The organism is Paraburkholderia domus, assembly GCF_905220705.1.
GTDB classification, from domain to species: Bacteria; Pseudomonadota; Gammaproteobacteria; order Burkholderiales; family Burkholderiaceae; genus Paraburkholderia; species Paraburkholderia domus.
Genome location: NZ_CAJNAT010000013.1, coordinates 127,907 through 150,457 on the forward strand (window position 1 = coordinate 127,907; position 22,551 = coordinate 150,457).

A 22,551-nucleotide genomic window follows, 5' to 3' on the forward strand; every position below is an offset into this window, starting at 1 on the left:
TTATTGTTTGTCCCCTACGCCATGAATACTGCCAACCGCAAACGCCTTCCCGGCACCCAGCTTGATTTCTTCGACACGCGTGCCGCCGTCGATGCGATCCAGCCCGGCGCTTACGACAAGCTGCCGTACACCTCGCGCGTGCTGGCCGAAAACCTCGTGCGCCGCTGCGATCCGGTGACGCTGATTGCATCGCTCAAGCAGATTATCGAACGCAAGCGCGAGCTGGATTTTCCGTGGTTCCCGGCGCGCGTGGTCTGTCATGACATTCTCGGCCAGACCGCTTTGGTCGATCTTGCCGGCCTGCGCGATGCAATCGCGGCGCAAGGCGGCGATCCCGCGATGGTCAATCCGGTCGTGCCGACGCAGCTGGTGGTGGACCATTCGCTCGCCGTCGAGTGCGGCGGTTTCGATCCGGATGCGTTCACGAAGAACCGCGCGATCGAAGATCGCCGCAATGAAGACCGCTTCGACTTCATCAACTGGACCAAGCGTGCGTTCAAGAACGTCGACGTGATTCCGCCGGGCAACGGCATCCTGCATCAGATCAACCTGGAGCGCATGAGCCCGGTCGTGCAGGTGAAAGACGGCGTTGCCTTCCCCGATACGCTGGTCGGTACCGACTCGCATACGCCGATGGTGGATGCGCTCGGCGTAATCGCGATTGGCGTGGGCGGTCTCGAAGCTGAGAGCGTGATGCTGGGCCGCGCGTCTTATATGCGCCTGCCGGACATCGTCGGTGTGGAGCTCACGGGCAAGCCGGTTGAGGGCATCACGGCGACTGACATCGTGCTCTCGCTGACTGAATTCCTGCGTAAAGAAAAAGTGGTCGGCGCGTACCTCGAGTTTTACGGCGAGGGTACGGCCAACCTGACGCTCGGCGATCGCGCGACCATTGCCAACATGGCGCCCGAATTCGGCGCGACGGCCGCGATGTTCTACATCGACGAGCAGACCATCAAGTACCTCAAGCTCACCGGCCGTGACGATGAACTCGTCAAGCTGGTCGAGACCTACGCGAAAGAAACGGGCCTCTGGGGCGACACGCTGAAGCGTGCCGAGTATGAGCGTGTGCTGACTTTCGATCTGTCTACTGTCGTGCGTACGCTGGCGGGTCCGTCGAACCCGCATCGCCGTTTGCCGGTCTCCGAACTGGCGGCGCGCGGCATCAGCGGCAAGGTGGAGAACGAGCCCGGCCTGATGCCGGACGGCGCGGTGATCATCGCTGCGATCACGAGCTGCACGAACACCAACAATCCGCGCAACATGATCGCCGCCGGTTTGCTGGCGCGTAATGCCAATCAACGCGGACTGACCCGCAAGCCTTGGGCAAAGACGTCGCTCGCGCCGGGATCGAAGGCGGTCACGCTGTATCTGGAAGAGGCGGCCCTGCTGCCGGAACTGGAGCAACTGGGCTTCGGCGTGGTCGCGTATGCGTGCACGTCGTGCAACGGCATGTCGGGTGCGTTGGATCCGGTGATCCAGAAGGAAATCGTCGATCGCGATCTGTATGCGACGGCAGTGCTGTCCGGGAACCGTAACTTCGACGGCCGTATTCATCCGTATGCGAAGCAGGCCTTCCTGGCTTCGCCGCCGCTGGTGGTGGCTTATGCGATTGCGGGCACGATCCGCTTCGATATCGAGAAGGATGTGCTGGGCGTCGATGCTAACGGCAATGACATCAGGCTGAAGGACATCTGGCCGTCGGATGAAGAAATCGACGCGATCGTCGCTTCAAGCGTGAAGCCGGAACAGTTCCGCAAGGTGTATGAGCCGATGTTCGCCGTCTCCGTCGATACCGGTGAGAAGGCTGATCCGCTGTACGACTGGCGCCCGATGAGCACTTACATCCGCCGTCCGCCGTATTGGGAAGGCGCGCTTGCCGGTGAGCGCACGCTGAAGGGCATGCGCCCGCTGGCTGTGCTGGGCGACAACATCACGACCGACCACCTGTCGCCGTCGAACGCGATCATGGCGGACAGTGCATCGGGTGAGTATCTCGCCAAGATGGGCTTGCCGGAAGAGGACTTCAACTCGTACGCAACTCACCGCGGCGATCACCTGACCGCGCAGCGTGCCACCTTCGCGAACCCGACGCTGAAGAACGAGATGGTGCTGGAAGACGGCAAGGTCAAGGCGGGTTCGTTGGCCCGCATCGAGCCGGAGGGCAAGGTGACGCGCATGTGGGAAGCGATCGAAACCTACATGGAGCGCAAGCAGCCGCTGATCGTGATTGCCGGGGCCGACTACGGTCAGGGTTCGTCGCGTGACTGGGCGGCGAAGGGCGTGCGTCTTGCCGGTGCGGAGGCGATCGTTGCTGAAGGCTTTGAGCGGATTCACCGCACGAATCTGGTGGGCATGGGTGTGTTGCCGCTGGAATTCAAACCCGGTGTGAATCGCCTGACACTCGCTATCGACGGTACCGAGACCTTCGACGTGATCGGCGAACGCAAGCCGCGCGCCGACCTCACGCTCGTGATTCATCGCAAGAGCGGTGAGCGCGTGGAGGTGCCGGTGACGTGCCGCCTGGACACCGCGGAAGAGGTGTCGATCTACGAAGCCGGCGGTGTGTTGCAACGCTTTGCACAGGACTTTCTTGAATCGACGAAAGCTGCGGCTTAAGGTTTTAAGCTTTTCAAGTTGATTCAGCCGCTTGAACTGCCCTGGTCGAACGAGTCGGCCTGGTCGGTTCAGCGGCGAACGTAACGCAGGTTTGGGCGGTGTGGCGCAACGCGCTATGCCATTCCGCCCGCCCTCATCAGGACACTACTTTCATGGCCCACAAACCACAGATCAAGATTCCGGCGACGTACATGCGCGGCGGTACCAGCAAAGGCGTGTTCTTTCGGCTGCAGGATTTGCCGGAGGCGGCCCAGGTGCCGGGCGTCGCGCGCGATGCGCTGCTGATGCGTGTGATTGGCAGCCCGGACCCGTATGGCAAGCAGATCGATGGTATGGGCGGCGCGACTTCGAGCACGAGCAAGACGGTCATCATCGCGAAGAGCAGCAAGCCGGATCACGACGTGGATTATCTGTTCGGGCAGGTTTCTATCGATAAGGCGTTTGTCGACTGGAGTGGGAACTGCGGGAATCTTTCTGCTGCGGTGGGGCCGTTTGCAATTAGCGCAGGTCTTGTCGATGCGAGCCGGATTCCGCAGAACGGTGTGGCGATTGTGCGCATCTGGCAAGCGAATATCGGCAAGACGATTATCGGGCATGTGCCAATTACCGATGGCGCTGTGCAGGAGACTGGAGACTTTGAACTCGATGGCGTGACCTTTCCTGCTGCTGAGGTCCAACTTGAATTCATGGACCCTGCCGCCGAAGAAGAGGGTGCCGGCGGCGCGATGTTCCCGACGGGGAATCTGGTCGATGACCTCGAGGTGCCAGGTGTCGGCACGCTGAAGGCGACGATGATCAACGCCGGCATTCCGACCATCTTCGTGGATGCGGAATCGATCGGTTATAAGGGTACCGAACTACAGGACGCCATCAATAGCGACGATAAAGCATTGGCCATGTTCGAGACCATTCGCGCGCACGGTGCGGTGCGTATGGGTCTGATCAAGCATATCGATGAGATTGCGACGCGGCAGCATACGCCGAAGGTTGCGTTTGTCGCGAAGCCTGCCGACTACGTTGCTTCTAGCGGCAAGCGTGTCGCCGCGGGTGACGTCGATCTGCTGGTGCGGGCGATGTCGATGGGTAAGCTGCATCACGCGATGATGGGAACGGCTGCCGTTGCGATTGGCACGGCGGCTGCGATCTCGGGGACGTTGGTGAATCTTGCTGCCGGCGGCGGCGCGCGGGATGCGGTGCGGTTTGGGCATCCGTCAGGGACGTTGCGGGTAGGGGCCGAGGCTTGCGAGGAAGGCGGAGCGTGGACCGTCACCAAAGCGATGATGAGCCGCAGCGCGCGGGTGTTGATGGAGGGGTGGGTGAGGGTGCTGGGGGAATGAGCTGTCCCGTGGCATAGCGGCCATCTGGGAGGACGCGCTATGGTTTCACCGCGTAACGCACCAGTTCCATTGCGGTCGTCGCGGGTGCGCCCTTTCCGGCAAGGCGGCCTTGAAACTCCTCCCGGACAACGCGCTTGGCGGTCGGGGCATACCACAGTGTCTCCTCCATCGGTCCACCGCCAGCGCCGGATTGCGGCGACCAGACTCCAGTCATCCTGATCTTGATCGCGGAGAATGAGCCTGCCATTGTCTTGATCGCTTCCACCCCTTCCACTTCGCACTGTGCTCGCCGCAGCACAGTCGAACTCGCTTCGCCGGAGGCCTGGCATCGGTGAGACTATAGGATGGTGCCAGCTTCAATAACGAACCGCCATTTGATTCAATGCGCATGGATTCTGGAGTACATCACGCAATGTGATCTAAAAATGAAGAGGCGCGAGTTGCCCGTTATGCGTTTCGAGTTAAAGAAGCCATTCACGTGAATGATCGCGACATTCAGGAGAGCAGAAGTCATGGTCGAAAGAAAGCGAATTCATGCTTTGCTCCTCGCCGCAGCGATCGCCACGATTGCGCCGGCCTGTCAGGCGCAAAACACCACCGACTGGCTGGCGAACACCTATGGCACTCTCGCTGCCCACGTGGGTAACACCGCGCGGTCCATGTGGGTCGCGCCCGAAGGTGTCATCTATACGTCCTCCATGTGGGACGAGTACGAGGGTGGCGTCGCCATCTACCAGAACGGCAAGAGCCTCAGCTCGATCGGCGCGCACGGCGAGTTTCAGGGCAGTGCGATTACCGGCAACGCGACGTCGATCTTTGTGGCACTGCAGCCTGGCGGGTCGTACGGAAGCGGCGCGGTGGGACGATACAACCGCACCACCAAGGCTCGCGATCTTTTGATTCAGGTGAGTGCGTTGAGCAACCAGCCTCGGATCGACGTCGTCACCGGACTCGCCACGGCGGGCTCGCTCCTCTATGCGAGCGACTTCTATGGCAATCGCGTCCGGATCTTCACTACCAACGGTGTCTGGCAGCGGGACATCAACGTCTCGGGCCCGGGCGCGCTCGCACTCGATGGTGCAGGCAACGTCTGGGTCGCACAGAAGAGTGAGGGCTCGATCGTCGGGTTCGGTCCAACCGGCGCTCTGCTGAACACCATTCGGATGCCCAGTGGGTCACATCCGTCGGCGCTCTATTTCGATGCGTCGTCGGGGCAACTCATGGTCGGGGACGAAGGCCCCGACATGAACATCAAGCGCTACACGCTCTCGGGCACGCCGACGCTGACCGGTACCTTCGGCGTTCAGGGCGGTTATCTCGACGCCACGACGGGAATCAAAGGCCTGGTCGGTGCGAAGCGCTTCACCCGTGTCGCCGGCATCGGCAAAGACACCGCAGGCAACCTCTATGTGCTCAACAACCCGTGGGGCGGCAGCTGGGACCTCGGCCGCAACGGCGGCACCGACATTCATGCGTATAACAGTGCCGGCAACCTGCGGTGGACGCTTCAGTCCCTCAACTTCGAGGGCATCGCCGCGCCGGACCCGGGTACCGACGGCGCCTACTTCTATGGCGGCACCAACATCTACACCGGCAGCGCAGGGGGCACCTTCGTCGCGAACACCGTCGATCCGTTCGCCTACCCGTCTGATCCACGCATCAACATGAACGATCGCGCACGGGATGAGCACTTCAGTGAACTTGCCGCTGTCGGTGCCAACCGGATCCTCGTGGCGACCAGCCAGAATCCCGATACCTTTTACTTCTTCCACTTCAATGCTGCGAATGGCTACATCGCCATACCGGACGCCACGCTTCCCGGTACGGCGTTCAAGACGAGCGCATTGGTCAGGGACGGATTCTGCATCGACAGCAAGGGAGGCGTGTGGGCCGGCCTGGACAAGACCGGTTACATCTACCACTACCCGCTGACCGGCTTCGACGCCAGCGGCAAGCCAACATGGGGACCCGGCATCCCCATCCGCATTCCCGACAGCATCAAGCCGTTGACGCGCATCGTCTACCTCGCGGACAGCGACACCATGATTCTCGGACAGGGCATCGTCGGGAGTACGGACTGGACGTCGATAGGCACGCGGATCGAGGTGTATCACGGCTGGAGCGCGGGCAATACCACGGCACCCAATCCGGTGATCAACCTCCCCCACACCGGCGCCAAGGCGATTGACGCGGCCGGCAACTATCTCTTCGTCGGCTACTGGTTCAGCGGCAGCGGGCAGGCCTTGCCGAACATCGACGCCTTCAATCTCGCGACAGGCAACCTTGACACCACGCTGGTCGACACTAGTACCAGTACCGTGGACGCCAGCAGCGCCATCGATTCGATGTACGGCATCAGGGCATATCTTCGATCGACGGGCGAGTACGTGGTCACGAAGAACAACGTCAAGGGCTCCAGTATCACCGTTTATCGCTGGACGCCCTGATCGTGCGTTTCGTCGATGAGAGCGTTATGCACGGCGGGCGATGCACCCGTCCTTCATTGAGCTTCCGGGTTCGGCCCAACAGCAGACCTCCGTCGTTCCCGCCTAGATTGTCGACAGCTTGAAATTTTTATCAGTAGAATGCTGCAATCGCAAAGGTCCGGATCGTTCCGACACCGGTCTTCAGGCCCACGAGGCGCTGAACTGGCCGACCTGCTGGCCCGGGTATGGCACCAGATTTCAAACCAACTTGTCGTGGTACTTACCTAGCCTCAATACTGTGTATTCCAAAACGCAAATCGATCCGGTAGTGAGCTTCCGCAACTCGCAGGGCGAGCAGGTGCGGGGCACGATCATCAATCTCCAGCGAAAGTCCCTGGTGATGGAGGTCTATAACCCGTACTCGATTGTCCAGGTCAGTGAGGTGCTGAGCGACCTGTCGGTCAAGATGGGCGTGGAGCACGCCTATTCGGGCAAGGCGGTCGTAATCAGTATGGTCAACACCGGCCTGACAGCCATTGTCTCGGTGACGCTGATCGCCGAGTGGCTGGAACTGAGTGGCGGCGCGCTGGAAGCGCGTGCGGTGGGGGAAGAAGCCCGCCGGTACGTGCAGGACTGGTCCGAACGTTTCAAGATCCGCCGTGACTATCAAATCGCGGTCAACCAGATCCGGGCTTTTCTCTCGGACATGTCGCGCTGGGTCGAGCAGGCGGACCTGGCCGACACCATGCCGAAGGATGGCAAAAGCCTGCGCGAGGACTTCTTCCTCGAACTGGCGTCGCCACTGATGGAAAGGACCAAGTCCTACTTCGACGATTTCGAAGGCGAGGCGCGCCTGGTCGACGAAGAACTGGCGCCGGCACACCGTGCCTTTGCCCAGGCCGCGCTACATCCCCTGCTGCTGCGCTCGCCCTTCGTCTTCCGCACCTTCACGAAGCCGCTGGGCTATGCCGGTGACTACCAGATGGTCAACCAGATGCTCGACGATCCCCGCCAGGGCCCGAGCACGTATTTCCAGATCGTCAACGCGGCCTTCCTGCAGACGGCCGTGGCCCGCGCGCACCGCAATCGCGTCGAGCTGCTGGTGAACTACCTGACCCGGCTGGCCGATGAAGCGCGCGCCGCGCGGCGGCCGTTCCGGGTGCTGAACGTGGGTTGCGGCCCCGCTCAGGAGATCCAGCGCTTCATGCACGAATACGACGAACCGGAGTGGCTGACATTCGAACTGCTCGACTTCAGCCAGGAGACACTGGACTGGACGCGCGACCGCCTGGCGGCCGTCGCGCAGAAAACGGCCGCGCGTATGACCATTAGCTACACGCATGAGTCGGTCCACCACCTGCTCAAGCGCCGGATCGATGCGGACGCACCGGACGTCCGCGAGTTCGACGCGGTCTATTGCGCCGGCCTGTTCGACTACCTGTCAGACAAGGTCTGTGCCCGGCTGAACCAGCATTTCGCCAGCCGCACCAGACGGGGCGGCCACCTGCTGGTCACCAATGTCCACGCCGACAACCCGGAGCGCTTCAGCATGGAGCATGTGCTGGAGTGGTACCTGATCTATCGCAACGAGGCACAGATGGCCGAAATCATGCCGGAGAACTGCGGCGAGCCGCGCCTGTACACGGACCCGACCGGGGTTAATGTGTTTGCCGAGGTGATGATCGGCCAGCAACAAGTAGCCTGAGATGACGACATCCCTGGCTGGGCTCCATTCGAACTATCGTGAAGAGTTTCGCGATTACCGGTTGCTGTGCAGCAAGGCTGGCGGCCTGACCGTGATCGTGCTGGTGCTGATGGGCGTGGCGCTGGACTATGTCGTGTATCCGGCTGAGCAGAAGCGCTTTGCCATCATTCGGGTGCTGACCAGCGCAGCCATCGGCCTGGCATTGCTCTCGCTCTACACGGAAACGGGCAAACGCCACGTGCAGGTCATCACCTTCTTCTGGCTGCTGCTGCCGCAGGCAATGATCTCCTGGATGATTTATGCCACGCAGGGCGGGGAGTCGCTGTTCTATGCCGGGCTTATGCTGACGATCTTTGCGGTCGGGATCCTGTTCCCCTCCGGCTACTGGCAGACGCTGGCATTCGGCCTGGCCACGGTCGGGCTCTACTACGTCGCCTGTGTGGCACACCCGAGCGGCATACAGGACCCAAGCAAGTTTCAGTTCCAGCTCATCCTGATCTTCTTCTGCGCGTTGGCCAGCTCCATTTACACCTACTTCAACGAGAAGGGCCGTTTCCAGCTTTTCCGGCTCAAGGATGAGGTGGCGCACAAAAACGACGAGCTCGCCCGTACCAATGAAAGCCTCGCGCAGATCAAGGGCCAGTTGCTGCAGCAGGAGAAGATGGCTGCAATCGGTACGTTGTCCGCGGGGCTGCTCCACGAGGTCAACAACCCGGTGAACTTTTGCCTGATGGCCATCGAAGTAGCCATGGAGGAACCGCAGGCCAAGGACAGCCCGTCGCTGCAGGAGTGCCTGATGGATGCCAAGCAGGGCATGCACCGCATCCAGCATATCGTGTCGGACCTGAAGACCTTTGCCTACCGCAAACCCGGCGCGGCGGCAGACGACGTGCCGTTCCTGTTCGAGAAGGCGCTTGACTCGTCGACCCGGCTGAGCGCACATGAGCTGCGCGGCGTGAAGGTTACACGCGAGCTGCCTGGCGACACCCTTGTGCTGGGCGACGAAGCCGCCATCATCGGCGTGCTCATCAACCTGTTCTCGAATGCCTCACTGGCCATGCACAAGGCCGGCACCGTTTCGCCGCAGGTCCATGTCACGGCGCAATGGCGCGACGGCCGGCTGCACGTCAATGTGCGCGATAACGGCCCGGGGATCGCCGCGGAGAATCTGGCGCGGGTGTTCGAACCATTCTTCACTACCCGCGAAGTCGGCCAGGGCCTTGGCCTTGGCCTGTCCATCAGCTATGCGGTGGTGGAGCGGCACGGCGGCACACTGTTTGCAGAAAGCCAGTTGGGCGAGTGGACCGCGTTCAACTTCGACCTGCCGCGTGTCGAGTGATGTCGAGTGATGTCGAGATGAGCGAGACCCAGCAAGCGCGGCAGACTGTCGTCTACGTCGATGATGAGGAGTTGGCCCGCAAGTACTTTGCGCGCTCGGCCGGCAGCGACTATGAGGTGCTGCTCGCCGACGGCGCGGACGAGGCCATGTCGATCCTGCGCCGCGAAGGTCCACGGGTGGCGATCCTTGTGACCGACTTTCGCATGCCGGGGCGGCACGGCGGCGACCTGCTGCGGCAGGTCTCGCAGGAGTATCCGCATATCGTGCGGATCCTGGTGACAGCCTATGCGGACAAAGACGCGCTGGAAGCGGTCAATTCTGGCAAGGTGTTCCGAATCCTGGAGAAGCCGCTAGGCGTGCGCACGGTCCGCGAGGTGCTGGCATCAGCGACAACGGCCCCGCTATTGCGCCCGAGGTGATGCAGTGCTTGCTGGTCGACCCAGTTATCACGAACGCCGGCGTTAGCGGCTTCGGCATGATTTTCTGCAACCGCGTCATGCAGTCCTTTGGCGAGAGTGTCAGGATCGCATCCGCGTCCGGCGCCGGCATGGCCATGACGCTGGAATTCCCAAATTTCAAGGATCGAATGCACAGGAGTTACCAATGAGCGATACGATTGCCAACCAGACACCGCCCCCGGCGATTCTGTTCGTTGATGACGAAGCCACCGCGGTCAAATACTTCGAGCGCGCCATCGGCGCGATCGCGCCGGTGGTGACGGGCGCCTCCGTGGAGGACGGCAAGGCAATGCTGGATGCCCACGCCGCCAGCCTGGCCGTGCTGGTGTCCGACCAGCGCATGCCGGGCGAACATGGCAACGAACTTTTGCGCTATGCGCGCGAGCGCTATCCCCACATCGTCCGGATCCTGACGACGGCCTATTCGGAACTGGACCAGACTGTCGAGGCCGTCAATCAAGGCCAGATACATCGCTATATCAAGAAGCCGTGGGACATCAGCGCGCTGCGCATGGAGATGAAGCAGGCGCTGGAGCTGGCGGGACTGCGCAAGGAACGTGACCAACTCGTGCGCGAAAAGCTGGGGGTCATGCAGGCCCAGACCGTGGCCACCCGCATCGGCACAGTGCACACGCTATGCGCCAGCCTGATCGGCCCGGGCCGCTTCCAGCCGGTGGAAACCTACCTGACCGGTACCGGACTGGCGGGTACGCGCAATGTGGAGCCGGACTGGCAGCGTATGGACTACGCCGACCTGGTGCGTGCCGAGAGTGAATCCAGCGGCAGCTTCGGCCACGCGGTCAGCACGCGCCTGGTGGAGTTGCGTACGCAGCATGCGGGGCGCAGCGCTGCTGATGCGATGCAGGTCTTCACTGAAGTCCTTGGTGCCACAGTACGCGGCGGTGGCGATGCGCTGATCTGGACTTCGCCGACCACGCTGAACGAGTTCCTCACCCGGCCGGTGGGTCAGGCCGTATCGGCCGAGCACGCCGGCTGGCTGGCCTGCCTACTGTGGCTGGAAGAAGCCGGCGGCGCCCTGCAGTTTGTGCGTGAAGGTGACACCATTGTCTGCCGCGCCGGCACACACGCTGCAAGTTTTGCGGCCGACCGCCTGGCAGTCTGGATCGAGCGGTTCTCGGAGCCGGCGTTCGAGTAGGCGAAGGAGACGACCCGCGCTCAAAAGGGGCGCAACGAGCGGTGATTGGCTCGTAAGGCCACAAGGCTTCGCCGGTTCACGAGAGCGCTATCTGTTCAGGAAGTTGAATGGCAAGTTGATGCATTGACTGTTCGAGCGTCAGGTCCGATGTGTCGAGCGTCATATTTGCCAACTGATACAGATTTTCGCGCGCATCGAGCATGCGATGAATGTGCTCCAGCGCCTCGCGTTGCAATGCCGGCGTCGCGATGCGCGCGTCGTTCTGCGCCATCACGCGGGCGAAGTGCACTTCCGGCCGCGCTTTCAGCCACACCGTATAAAACGTGCGCAGCAGCAATTCATAAGTAGCGGCCTCGGCGACGATACTGCCGCCGGGAGACAACACGACGCGGGGATAGGTATCGATGATCTGCTCGACGCAACGGCGCTCCAGCCGCCGCATACCCGTCTGTCCATAGAGCGTGATCACTTCGCCAATGGCGATGCCTGCCTCCTGTTCGATCATCTTGTCGAGTTCGACGAACGGCACATCGAGCCGTGCGGCAAGCAGCGCGCCGAGCGTCGATTTGCCGGCGCCGCGCAAGCCGATCAACGCAACTCGCCCGCCGGGCCCGACGCCGGTAAATTCCGGCGCCGAGATCAATTGCTGGCGCAGCCGCGCCAGCGTCGCGGGTGCTTGCTGTTTGAGATATTGCACAAGCATCGTCAGATCGGCGTTTTGCGCAGTGCCGTCGGATAGAAAGTCCTGCATCGGCACATTGAGCGCGACGGATAGTTTGTGCAGCAGCGCGACCGATACGTTTCCTTCCCCACCCTCGACTCGTGCCAGATAAGGCACGGACACGCCCGATTGCGCGGCGAGCTGCTTGCGCGTCATACCGCGCTGCGCCCGCAGGACACGCACGCGCCGCGCCAGATTGGCGAGCAGGTTGTCCTGTTCGGATTTCGCGGCAAGTGATGCAGCGGGTTTCGGGTTCTGGGTCGCCATATCTGTTCTTGACGGGAAAGCCGCATTTTACGCGAGCGCCCGTTCCAATCGTCTCCATCGCGGCCGATGCCGTAATGCGCGTCTCGCAGGTATAGGTTCGCTCGTAAAACTATATTATAAGATAGTTAAATGATGGCGGCCACGCGTTCAAGATGAATTACATCGCAGATTTCACGTAAAAATAGGGGTATACGCCGAATTTCAGGATTTCGGTTGCATTCCAAAAAATATCTTATAAGATATCTCTCATCGAGCGACCCTGGTGGAAGAATGACTGACCGATTACTGAATGTGCAGTTAAACGGCGCGGTGGCCCATGTGGAACTGAACCGGCCCGCAAAGCGCAACGCGCTCAACGAAGCGCTGATCGACGCCCTCGATGCGGCTTTCGCAAGCTTTGGCGATGACGTCCGCGCGGTGGTGTTGTCTGCCGCGGGCGAGCATTTTTGCGCGGGCCTGGATCTGGCCGAAAACAGCGTTCGTGCCCCCGTCGATATCTTGCGTACCTCGCAACGCTGGCATCAGGTGTTTCATCGCATCCAGTTCTCGAACAAACCGGTCGTCGCGGTGTTGCAGGGCGCCGTGATCGGTGGCGGGCTCGAGTTGGCGCTGGCGGCCCACGTCCGCATCGTCGAAGTGGGGGCGTTCTTCCAGTTGCCGGAGGCGCAGCGCGGGATCTTCGTCGGTGGCGGCGCGTCAGTGCGTGTCGCGCGCGTGATCGGCCCGGACCGCATGACGGAGATGATGTTGACCGGCCGCCGCTATAGCGCCGAAGACGGTCATCGTCTGGGCCTCGCGCACTACCTGGCCGATGCGGGTCACGGCCGGCAGATGGCCGCGCAACTGGCCGAACAGGTGGCGGGCAACTCGTCGCTGTCGAATTGGGCGGCAATCAATGCGGTGCCGCGTATTCACGACATGTCGATGAGTGACGGCCTGTTCACCGAAGCGCTGACTGCGGCAGTGACGCAAAGCAGCCACGACGCGCGTGAACGGATGGAAGCGTTTCTGAACGGTAGCCGCAGCTAGTGGCGAGCCACGCTGCCCCTCAAGACACAGGAGACAGGTTGTGATTGCAAATCCCATCATTCGCCGTGTTGGCGTGGTCGGCACGGGCGTGATCGGCGCGAGCTGGGCGGCGTATTTTCTTGCTCGCGGTCTCGAGGTCAGCGCAACAGACCCCGCGCCCGGTGCGCGTGAGCGCCTTGCGCAAGCGATCGCGCTGCATTGGCCGACGCTTGTCAAAAGCGGTCTCGCTGAAGGTGCTTCGCAGGACAAACTCACCTTCCACGAGTCGCTCGAGGCCGCACTCGAAGGCGTGCAATTCGTCCAGGAAAGCGGCCCAGAACGCATCGATCTGAAGCGGGCATTGTTCACCCGTATCGATGCGGCGCTTGCCGAAAACGTGCTCATCGCATCGAGTTCTTCCGGTCTCCTGATGAGCGACGTGCAAACGGCGTGCCGTTATCCGCAGCGCGTGGTGTTGGGACATCCGTTCAATCCGCCGCATCTGATTCCGCTTGTCGAAGTGATCGGCGGAGAGCGTACGTCGCCGGACGCAATCCAGTGCGCGATGGATTTTTATCGCGCGATCGGCAAACGGCCGATCAATCCGCGCAAGGAAATCAAAGGCCATATCGCCAACCGGCTGCAGGCGGCGTTGTGGCGTGAAGCGTTTCATCTGGTGTCGATCGGCGCGGCGAGCGTGAGCGATATCGACGCTGCGATCGCGTACGGCCCGGGCCTGCGCTGGGCCGTGATGGGGCCATTCGCGAACCTGCACCTGTCAGGCGGTGAGGGCGGCATGGAGCATTTGCTCGAGCATCTTGGCGGTCCCATCGAAAGCTGGTGGGCTGATCTCGGCACACCGGCGCTTACGCCCAGCCTGAAACAACAGGTTATCGACGGCATCGGCGCAGAGCTTGCCGGCCGCGGTGCTGACCAGATCGCGGCGCAGCGTGACGCGATGATTCTCGACATGCTGCGTCTCAAGGCGGCGTCGACATCGATCCCATAGGCGATGGCCGTCACGCCGGGTTATCCACGAATTGCACGAAACATAAAATTGACGGAGACAAGCATGAGCGGCAAGCCGAAAGTCATCGTGACCATCGCCCCCACCGGCGGCATGGCCAGCAAAAGACAGAACCCCAACCTGCCGACGCAGCCCGCTGAAATTGCCGGTGACGTGTACGACTGCTACAACGCCGGCGCAAGCGTCGTCGCGGTGCACGCCCGTTTGCCGGACGACGGCGCGACCTGCGACCCGGCGATCTATCGCGACATCAATACGCGAATCCGCGCGAAGTGCGACATCGTGATCAACAACTCGACGGGTGGCGGCGTGCACGGCGAAATGATCGGGCGCGCGCCGAACGGCTACTGGGAAATCCTCTGGGAAGAACGGCTGAAAGGCCTGGATGGCGGCGCCGAAATGTGCACGCTGGACGCGACGACGATCATCGCCAGTTTCGACGACAAGGAGGTGTTGATGCACATGTCGCCGCAGCGTTCGATGCATCTCGCGCAGGAAATGAAAAAGCGCGGCATCAAGCCGGAGTGGGAGGTGTTCAGCCCGACCCATATCGTGCAGGACGTTGCCGCGTTGACCGCAGCCGGTTTCGACGACGAACCGTTCTTTATCAACCTCGTGCTCGGCGCGCATCGTGGCTTTCAGAACGCGATGCCCTACACGCCGCGCGTGCTGCAATCAATGGTCGATCTTCTGCCGAAGGGCAGCATCTTCTGCGTGAGCGGCATTGGGCCGGCGCAGTTGCCGTCGGCGATGAATTCGCTGCTGCTCGGCGGCCACGTGCGCGTGGGGCTTGAGGACAACCTGTACTACGGCCCCGGCGAACTCGCGACCAACGTACAACTGACCGAGCGCATCGTGCGCCTTGTGCGGGAGATGGGCTACGAACCGGCAACGCCCGCAGAAGCGCGCGAGATCATGGGCTTGCCGCGCAAGAACGGCCCACGGCCCGACTTCGCGATGCGTTGACGCTAGCTGCTGATCACAACAATCAGGAGGCAAACGATGTTGCATTCACATCGGGGATTGGCGCGAGTGGCGTGCTTGTCGTCGTCGGAGGTGGGCAATGGGTCCTGAACTGACGGGATGGACCGATGCGATGCTCGCGGGCCATGTGCGCCACGGCCGTGACGCTGGTTTGCCGCTCGCGCAACCGGACATCGTGCGGGAAACGCGGGCGGACGGCGGCTTCGTGCTGCGCTCGCGCACGAAGCTGGCGCCGTATGGACGCAGCGTCGTCGACTGGCTTGAGCATTGGGCGGCGCTCACACCCGCTACGCCGTTTCTGGCCGAACGGATTCGCGTCGGTGGTGTCGCGCGCTGGCGCATGGTGAGCTATGCCGAGGCGCTGCGCAGCGTGCGCTCGATTGGCCAGACGCTGCTCGATCTCGACGCCGCGCCGCATCGGCCGGTAACGGTGCTGTCCGATAACAGCGTCAACCATGCGTTGATGACGCTCGCGTCGATGTATGTCGGACGACCCGCTGCGACGGTGTCGTCGGCCTATGCGCGAATCGCGAAGGATTCGTCGAAGCTGCACCGCATTTTGCGGCAGCTCGATCCGGCCATGGTCTATGTCGAGGACGGCGACATCTACGGCCCGTCGCTTGCCGCCGCGCCGCTGAGCTGTCCGGTCGTCGCGACGCACGCGCCGCGGCCGGGCTGGCTGGGGTTCGATACGTTAACGTCGTGCGCGGCGACCGACGCGGTGAGCGCCGCGCATGCACGCATTGCACCGGGCGATATCGCGAAGCTGCTGCTGACCTCGGGTTCGACGGGCAGTCCCAAGCTCGTCGTCAATACGCACGGCATGCTCAGCGCGAATCAGCAGATGATCGCGCAGTGCTGGACGTTCGTCGATCAAACCCCGCCGGTTGTCGTCGACTGGTTGCCGTGGAGTCATACGTTCGGCGCCAATCACAACTTCAACCTGGTCTTGCGGCATGGCGGCACGCTGTACGTCGACGACGGCCGGCCGGCGCCCGGTCTGATCGAACGCAGCGTCGACAATCTGCGCGACGTTGCGCCGACGCTCCATTTCAACGTACCACGTGGGTTCGATGCGCTTGCGCCGTTTCTGGAAAACGACGACGTATTTGCTGAGCGCTTTTTCTCCCGTTTGCAGGTGCTGTTTTATGCGGCGGCGAGCTTGCCGCCACAGTTGCGTGAACGCTTCGAACGCGTGGCGGCACGTCATCGCCGCGCCGATGACGTGCCGGTTTTCTTCGCGTCCGCGTGGGGCGCGACGGAGACTGCGCCGCTCGTCACCAGTGTGCATTTCCGGCACGACATAGCCGGCAATATCGGCGTCCCGGCGCCGGGCACGGAGCTGAAGTTCGTCCCGAGCGGCGGCAAGTTCGAAATGCGGGTGCGGGGACCGTCGGTCTTCCCAGGTTATCTGAACGACCCGGACGCGAGCGCCGCGGCCTTTGACGAGGAGGGTTTTTATCGGATCGGCGATGCCGGTAAGCTGTGCGACCCCGCCGATCCGAATGCGGGCGTGTTGTTCGACGGACGTGTCGCTGAAGACTTCAAGTTGTCGAGCGGCACGTGGGTATCGGTCGGCACGCTACGGCTCAACGCGGTGGATGCACTCGCGCCGTTCGCGCTCGACGTCGTGGTCGCCGGTCATGATCGCGCTGAGATCGGCTTGCTGATTTTCCCGACCGCGGCGTTGCGCGCGCTTGCACCGGAGCTCGATGCCGCGACGACGGGCATCGAACTGGGCCGTCACGAGGCGGTTCGCCGGGCCGTGTGCCGGGGGCTGCGCGGCCTCGCCCGCGATGCCGGCGCGTCGCAACGCGCGGCGCGCGCGGTGATTTTGTCAAAGGCGCCGTCGCTCGAAGCGGGTGAGATCACCGACAAGGGCTATGTCAATCAACGGGCGGTTTTGAACCTGCGCGAGGAGGAGGTGCAACGGCTCTTTTCCGCGGACGACTCGGTGATCGTCATGGAGTGAGTTGATCCCGAGCCGGTTTGCACTGAGTCACGCGTGCGCGCGCACGCGAGCGACAAACGTGACCGACGGGCGCCGCAGGCACGGCCGTGTTCTTGCCGTCGCTCGGGTCCAGCGTCACTTTAGGTGCGAGCGCAGGTGACGGTAACGCCGTAGTCACTTTTGACCCTGCGAACGACCACCGCCAAGCGCCTCGAGCAGTGGCCGCAAGGCATCCAGTTCCGCGCCGAAACCACTCCAGTCTCCCGCCTTCAATCGCTCGATCGCACGGTTGTAATGTGCGAGCGCGTCGCGGGCACGCGCGTCCGCCGTGCCCTGCGGCGGCGATGCGAGCGGGGCACTTTCCTTGAAGAGCGCAGCCAGCGCTTCGCCCAGGGTTGCTTCCATCACTACCCGATCCCCATACGCCGCGATGACTCGCTTCAACTCCGGTAACTGACCCGACTCCGCGCGCAAGTAGAGCGGAGAGACGTAGAGGATGGAGTTTTCAATCGGCACGACGAGAAGATGGCCGCGAATCACGCGCGAACCCATCTGGTTCCACAGCGAAATCTGCTGCGAAATCTCGGTGTTCTGCTGGATGCGGGCCTCGATCTGGAATGGCCCATAGACGAGCTTGTCCTTCGGGAACGCGTAGACGATAAGCTTGCCGTAGTTGGGTGGATCGCAACGCGCCGCGAGCCAGGCAATCATATTGTCGCGCTGGCTGGGCACCATCGGCAGGATCAGGACGAACTCCTCGTGCGGTTCCTCGGGCAGCCGCATGATCATGTAGTAGGGCGTCATCGGTGTGCCGGGACTATTCCCACCATCAATGCCAATCAATTCTCGCGGGAACTGCCAGAGATCCTCGCGGTTGTAGAAGACCTCTGCCGCGTCCATGTGGTAAGCCCGATAAAGTTGCGCCTGAATCTGGAACAGGTCTTCGGGGTAGCGGATATGTTGCTGCAGGTCTTGCGGCATCGCCGCGAGAGGCTTGAACAGACCGGGGAAGATGCGCTGGTAAGTCCGCAGGATCGGATCGGCGGGATCGCTGATATAGAAATCGACCGTGCCGTTATACGCGTCGATCACCACCTTGACTGCGTTACGGATGTAGTTGGCGCCGTCGCCGAAACCCGGCTGGGCGTAGGGGAACCAGCGGCTTGTCGTATAGGCGTCCTGCATCCAGAAAAGGCGCCCGTTGCTTACGACGAGATAGGGATCATGGTCGAGGCTGAGGAACGGCGCGATCGTACGTACCCGGTCCTGAACGTTACGGTGCAGCAGGATGCGGCTGGTGTTCGTGATGTAGTCGGTTAGCAGGATGTTCGGATCGTCGAACTGCCAGGCGAAGAGGCTGCGGCGCGCGGTGCTGTCGATGGCAATACCATCGCGCCCGCTGTAGGTGGTGTAAACGTTGTCCTTGCCCTTGGGGTAGTCGAATTCGGCGACGCTGCCTTTTACGATGACGTAGCCTTCATCACCTTCACCCCCCTCGCCGAAATACAAACGCGGCTCGCGAATGGCCGGCCCGCCGTGGGTGACGGGCGGAATATCCTGCAGATAGAAGGAGGGCAAACCTTCCGTCGATTTTTCGGTGACCGGCGACATCACGACGCCGTTGCCGTGTGTGAACAGAAGGTGCAGGTTCACCCAGGTCTGGGCGTTCGCGGGAAGCATCGACGGCGCCAGTTCGCGGGCCGACAGCATCACCTGCCGGTAACCGGCGTCGAGCCGGTAGCGGTCGATGTCGACGGAGAGAAATTTGTAGTAAGTCCTGATCTCCTGCAACTGCGCGTAGGTATCCATCAGCGGCTGCACATCCCACAGGCGAATGTTGTCGATGGTCGCGCGATTGGCCGCGAGCGAGGTGAGATTCAATTCCTGCTCGGCCGGAAACGGCTTTACCGCGATCTGGGTGAGGCCGTAGGCCATTCGCGTGAGCGCGATGTTGTGCTTGATATAGGGCATCTCCAGTTGCAGCTCGCTCGGCTTGACATAGAGGCGCTGGAACAGTGCCGGGTAGATCAGGGCGAACACGAACGAGGTGCCGAACACCAGCAACACCGAAGCGGCAGGAATTCGATAGTCGCGCCGGCGCATATTGATCCACGACGCGACGGCTGCGGCGATGGCAAGGACGATGAGCACCCACAAGACCGGGAGCTCGACGTGGAGGTCGGTATAGCCGGCGCCGACCACGACGCCGTTATCGCCGTAGAGCAGCAAAAAGCGGTCGAGTGCGTAGGACCCAGCCTTCAGGACGAAGAACATACCGAGCAGCGCTGAACCGTGCGCGGTGGCCGCGGCTGAGAGTCCGCGCGGCGGCCGCTCGAACGTGATGTCGCCGCGTACCCCATAGACCGCGCCTGCAACGATCGCACTGCAAAAGAGCACCTGCAGCAGCCAGTTCTTGAACGCAATATAGGTGGGCAGCGAGAACAGATAGAAGCTGATGTCCTGGCCGAAGACAGGATCGCGCTCGCCATAGGGCACCTGATGCAGGAAGCGCAGCACCAGGTCCCAGTTGGAGATTTCGCCGGTGGCGAGCATCAGCCCCAGGGCGATAGCGCTGCCGGCAATGCTGGCGCGCCAGGGAATGCGCGGTGCGAGCTGGTCCGCCAGTTCGCTGATGAACTCAGGTGTACCTGACAGACGGGCCGTTTCCACTTGCCAGCTACCGGGACGCCTCGCGTAAAGATGCGCAAGGAACCCCGATGCGGCTATTACGCTCGCCGACGCTACTAAAACGGCGGTAAAGAGCAGCGCCTTGGAGGAGACGACCGTCCAGAAAACGTCGACATAACCAATTGAAGCAAACCACAGCCAGTCGACCACGACGCCGGTAATGCGCCCGGCGGCGATGAGGCCGCCCACGACGACCGCAACCGTGATTGCAGTGCGTCTGAACGGCACGCGAGAGCCTGGTTGCAAACGCATCGCGCCTCCTTTGCCAGGACGCCACTCGTGGCAGGCTGCGATCGGGTCTGCTTACACCGCTGATCCGTCGTGAACCTGGCTGACCGGTATGTCAATGCGCCCGTCGAAGCGGGTGTGCAGGCAACGCATGATTAAGGGCCATAGATAATTGTAGTCCGGTGAGGCAGGGGGCGTACGCTCGCCCGGTCCGGTGACAAAGACGCGCATGCGAGGATCTCGAGAGAACGCCGGCAATCGCTGCGCAGTGAACGCGGCGCGCCCTCCATCGCCCGATCGCCGCGGTACGCTTGCTCAGCGAATAGTCGAACTCAACTCACGCGCGACGTGGATGAGTCAGGACGGAATGCCGGCGACAGCCGGCTTGCCCGTCGTCGGCAGCTCGAAGCAGAACGTCGTGCCGGGTCCGGCGCGCGCGATGATGCGTATCTGACTGTGATGCAATTGCAGCATGCGCTGCACGATCAGCAATCCGAGCCCGCCGCCGCGATGTGCGCCACCTGAGCTGAACGGGCGTTCGAACAGGCCTTCGCGCTGCTCTGCTGGAATGCCCGGACCGGTGTCGCTGACCGTAATCGATACCTTGCCGTCCTTATGCGCGAGATCGACGTCGATCTCCCCGTCGGCGGGTGTGTGGCGAATCGCGTTGTCGAGCAGATTCGTCAGCACGCGCTCGATCATGCCGAGATCGGCGCAGACGGTCGGCAGGCGCGGAGGAATGCTGGCTCGCAGCTGAATGTGCCGCGCCTCGGCCGGCAACTCGAATTTCTGGAAGACATCCTGGACCAGATCGACCAGCGAGAATTGTTCGAGCGCCGGTTGCACGTTGCCATGTTCGAGCCGGGCCAGTTCGAATAGCGCCTGCGCGAGCCGCCCGACCTTGACGCTTTGCGCGAGCGCAATCGCCAGATAGCGTTTGCGCTCTGTTTCGCCGAGTGTGTCGGCCTTGAGCGACAGCGTCTCCAGGTAGCCATGCAGCGAGGTGAGCGGTGTGCGCAGGTCGTGCGAGATATTGGCGATCAGTTCACGCCGTTGCTGGTCCTGTCTCGACAGCGCACGCCACTGGTCGCCAATGCGGTTCGCCATCTGCGCGAACGCGGTTTCGAGCACGGCGATTTCGTCGCGCTGTCCGGCCGGTGCCGAGTGCGGCACGACCGGCTGGGTGTCGGGCTCGCCGTTAGCATCGAAACGGCGCATAGCGTCGGTCAGCCGGCGCAGTGGCCGCGTGATCAGGCCGAAGGCCGTCAAACCCGCGAGCAAACCGAACAGCGCGACCAGCGCCATCGACCACAGCGTGGTGCGCAGGACAGAGCTGGCGGCCACGCGCGCGGCGAGCGCGTCGTGCGCCTCGCCGAGCAGGACGACATAGATATAGCCGGAGGGTTGCTGGCCGCTCAGCTGCAGCGGTGCGGCGCTGAAGACCTTTTTTCCGTCGAGGCTGCGGGGGTCGTCGCCGAGGATCGGCAATGCATCGCCGGCGATGAATTGCCGGATGGGCGCGAGATCCACCTGCTCGCGCTTGACGTGGCCCTCAGGCGCGTCGTCGCCCTTGATGCGCCCCTGGTTGTCGAGCAGGTACACCTCGACACTCGGATTCACCAACATCAACTGGCCGAATAGCTGACGCACCGCGTCGGGCCGCAGGCCGTTCGCATCCATCAGGGTAGTGCGGTGCGCAATATGGTTGGCGACGTCGCGCGACAGGCTTTGCACGACTTCCTTTTCATGCAGGTCGCTCGAACGGATCTGCAGCCACGCGGACGCGCCGCAGCATGCCAGCAACAGCGCGGAGAAAACGAGCGAGAGTCGCTGGGTCAGTGTCAGATTCACGGCGCGTCCTTGTGTGCGCCGGCGGGCGCGGGCCCGTCGCCTGGAATACCTGGAACACCCGGAACAGCCAGCTTGTAGCCGCGCCCCCAGACCGTCAGGATACGTTCGGGTTGGGCGGGATCGGCTTCGATCTTCGCGCGCAGCCGGTTGATGTGGGTGTTGACGGTGTGTTCGTAGCCTTCGTGCTGATAGCCCCACACGGCATTGAGCAGGTCCATCCGCGAGAACACTTTGCCGGGATGCTGCGCGAAGAAATACAGCAGGTCGAACTCACGCGGCGTCAGCTCGATGGCCTTGCCGTCGACGCTGGCCTCGCGCGTCAGCGGATCGATCGTCAGGCCGGCGATCTGCAGACTGCCCGCGTCGATGCGCGAGTCTTTCGCCATGGCTTCGACGCGCCGCAGCAACGCCTTGACGCGCGCCACCAGTTCTAGGACGGAGAACGGCTTGGCCAGGTAGTCGTCGGCGCCGAGTTCGAGACCGAGAATCCGGTGGACTTCGCTTGAACGCGCGCTGGTGATGATGATGGGTGTGTAGCGTGTCATCGCGCGGGCGCGCCGGCAGATTTCCAGACCGTCGACACCGGGCAGCATCAGGTCGAGGATCAGCGCGTCCCAGCCGCCTTGCTCCAGCAGGCGCAGCCCTTCGTCGCCGTCGGCGCTGTGCACGACTTCGTAGCGCTCGTCGCGCAGATGGAGGCTCAGCACGTGGGCGATGTCGACGTCGTCTTCGAGGATCAGAATGCGCTTCGGGTGGTCCATGGAGGGCTTTAGACGCGGGTGAGGG

At 62.4% G+C, this 22,551-nt stretch carries 15 protein-coding genes; 11 read left to right on the forward strand and 4 right to left on the reverse strand.

The genetic code is table 11. The annotated features are described in order from the left end of the window. The first annotated feature begins 21 nt into the window (after positions 1-21). From acnD to KHO31_RS22075, 7 genes are all read left to right on the forward strand, one after another. Positions 22-2,619, forward strand: coding sequence for a Fe/S-dependent 2-methylisocitrate dehydratase AcnD (acnD, locus tag KHO31_RS22045; RefSeq protein ID WP_201073728.1), 2,598 nt, complete (start codon positions 22-24; stop codon positions 2,617-2,619). A gap of 152 nt (positions 2,620-2,771) precedes the next feature. Beyond that, positions 2,772-3,956 carry a 2-methylaconitate cis-trans isomerase PrpF gene (gene prpF / locus KHO31_RS22050; RefSeq protein WP_211624174.1) on the forward strand — a complete coding sequence of 395 codons (1,185 nt, stop codon included), beginning with the start codon at positions 2,772-2,774 and terminating at the stop codon, positions 3,954-3,956. 512 nt (positions 3,957-4,468) lie between these two features. Then, positions 4,469-6,403 (forward strand): NHL repeat-containing protein, encoded by a 1,935-nt coding sequence (locus KHO31_RS22055; RefSeq protein WP_201107873.1) that lies wholly within the window; start codon positions 4,469-4,471, stop codon positions 6,401-6,403. A 277-nt stretch (positions 6,404-6,680) separates the two neighbouring features. Continuing rightward, on the forward strand, positions 6,681-8,087 hold the full coding sequence (locus tag KHO31_RS22060) for a class I SAM-dependent methyltransferase (protein WP_201073724.1): 1,407 nt from the start codon (positions 6,681-6,683) through the stop codon (positions 8,085-8,087). A gap of 1 nt (position 8,088) precedes the next feature. After that, positions 8,089-9,426: a sensor histidine kinase gene (locus tag KHO31_RS22065; protein WP_201073721.1), complete on the forward strand. Its 1,338-nt coding sequence runs from the start codon at positions 8,089-8,091 to the stop codon at positions 9,424-9,426. A gap of 17 nt (positions 9,427-9,443) precedes the next feature. After that, positions 9,444-9,845: a response regulator gene (locus tag KHO31_RS22070; RefSeq protein WP_456238761.1), complete on the forward strand. Its 402-nt coding sequence runs from the start codon at positions 9,444-9,446 to the stop codon at positions 9,843-9,845. 184 nt (positions 9,846-10,029) lie between these two features. After that, positions 10,030-11,040 carry a response regulator gene (locus tag KHO31_RS22075; RefSeq protein ID WP_201073720.1) on the forward strand — a complete coding sequence of 337 codons (1,011 nt, stop codon included), beginning with the start codon at positions 10,030-10,032 and terminating at the stop codon, positions 11,038-11,040. A gap of 76 nt (positions 11,041-11,116) precedes the next feature. Here the strand turns inward: KHO31_RS22075 and KHO31_RS22080 are convergent, their stop codons facing one another. Then, positions 11,117-12,028 carry a helix-turn-helix transcriptional regulator gene (locus KHO31_RS22080; protein ID WP_201073718.1) on the reverse strand — a complete coding sequence of 304 codons (912 nt, stop codon included), beginning with the start codon at positions 12,026-12,028 and terminating at the stop codon, positions 11,117-11,119. Positions 12,029-12,298: 270 nt separating this feature from the next. On the opposite strand from KHO31_RS22080, the gene KHO31_RS22085 reads away from it, so the two are divergent. The 4 genes from KHO31_RS22085 to KHO31_RS22100 all read left to right on the forward strand — a co-directional run bounded on the left by KHO31_RS22085 (position 12,299) and on the right by KHO31_RS22100 (position 17,019). Beyond that, complete coding sequence (locus tag KHO31_RS22085; protein WP_201073716.1) at positions 12,299-13,057, forward strand: crotonase/enoyl-CoA hydratase family protein; 759 nt, start codon at positions 12,299-12,301, stop codon at positions 13,055-13,057. A 40-nt stretch (positions 13,058-13,097) separates the two neighbouring features. After that, the gene (locus KHO31_RS22090) at positions 13,098-14,045 is read left to right on the forward strand and encodes a 3-hydroxyacyl-CoA dehydrogenase NAD-binding domain-containing protein (protein WP_407945952.1); all 948 of its coding nucleotides are present in this window, start codon (positions 13,098-13,100) and stop codon (positions 14,043-14,045) included. A 63-nt stretch (positions 14,046-14,108) separates the two neighbouring features. Next, positions 14,109-15,029 (forward strand): BKACE family enzyme, encoded by a 921-nt coding sequence (locus KHO31_RS22095; RefSeq protein ID WP_211624176.1) that lies wholly within the window; start codon positions 14,109-14,111, stop codon positions 15,027-15,029. A gap of 97 nt (positions 15,030-15,126) precedes the next feature. Further along, on the forward strand, positions 15,127-17,019 hold the full coding sequence (locus tag KHO31_RS22100; RefSeq protein ID WP_236071390.1) for a feruloyl-CoA synthase: 1,893 nt from the start codon (positions 15,127-15,129) through the stop codon (positions 17,017-17,019). A 153-nt stretch (positions 17,020-17,172) separates the two neighbouring features. On the opposite strand, the gene KHO31_RS22105 is transcribed toward KHO31_RS22100, so the two are convergent. From KHO31_RS22105 to KHO31_RS22115, 3 genes are all read right to left on the reverse strand, one after another. Next, on the reverse strand, positions 17,173-19,938 hold the full coding sequence (locus tag KHO31_RS22105; RefSeq protein ID WP_201085272.1) for a UPF0182 family membrane protein: 2,766 nt from the start codon (positions 19,936-19,938) through the stop codon (positions 17,173-17,175). A 333-nt stretch (positions 19,939-20,271) separates the two neighbouring features. Beyond that, on the reverse strand, positions 20,272-21,765 hold the full coding sequence (locus tag KHO31_RS22110) for a sensor histidine kinase (RefSeq protein WP_211624177.1): 1,494 nt from the start codon (positions 21,763-21,765) through the stop codon (positions 20,272-20,274). Next, a complete protein-coding gene (locus KHO31_RS22115) occupies positions 21,762-22,526 on the reverse strand; it encodes a response regulator transcription factor (protein ID WP_201073708.1) in 765 nt (254 codons plus the stop codon). Before KHO31_RS22115 ends, KHO31_RS22110 begins: the two co-directional genes overlap by 4 nt. Positions 22,527-22,551: the final 25 nt, after the last annotated feature.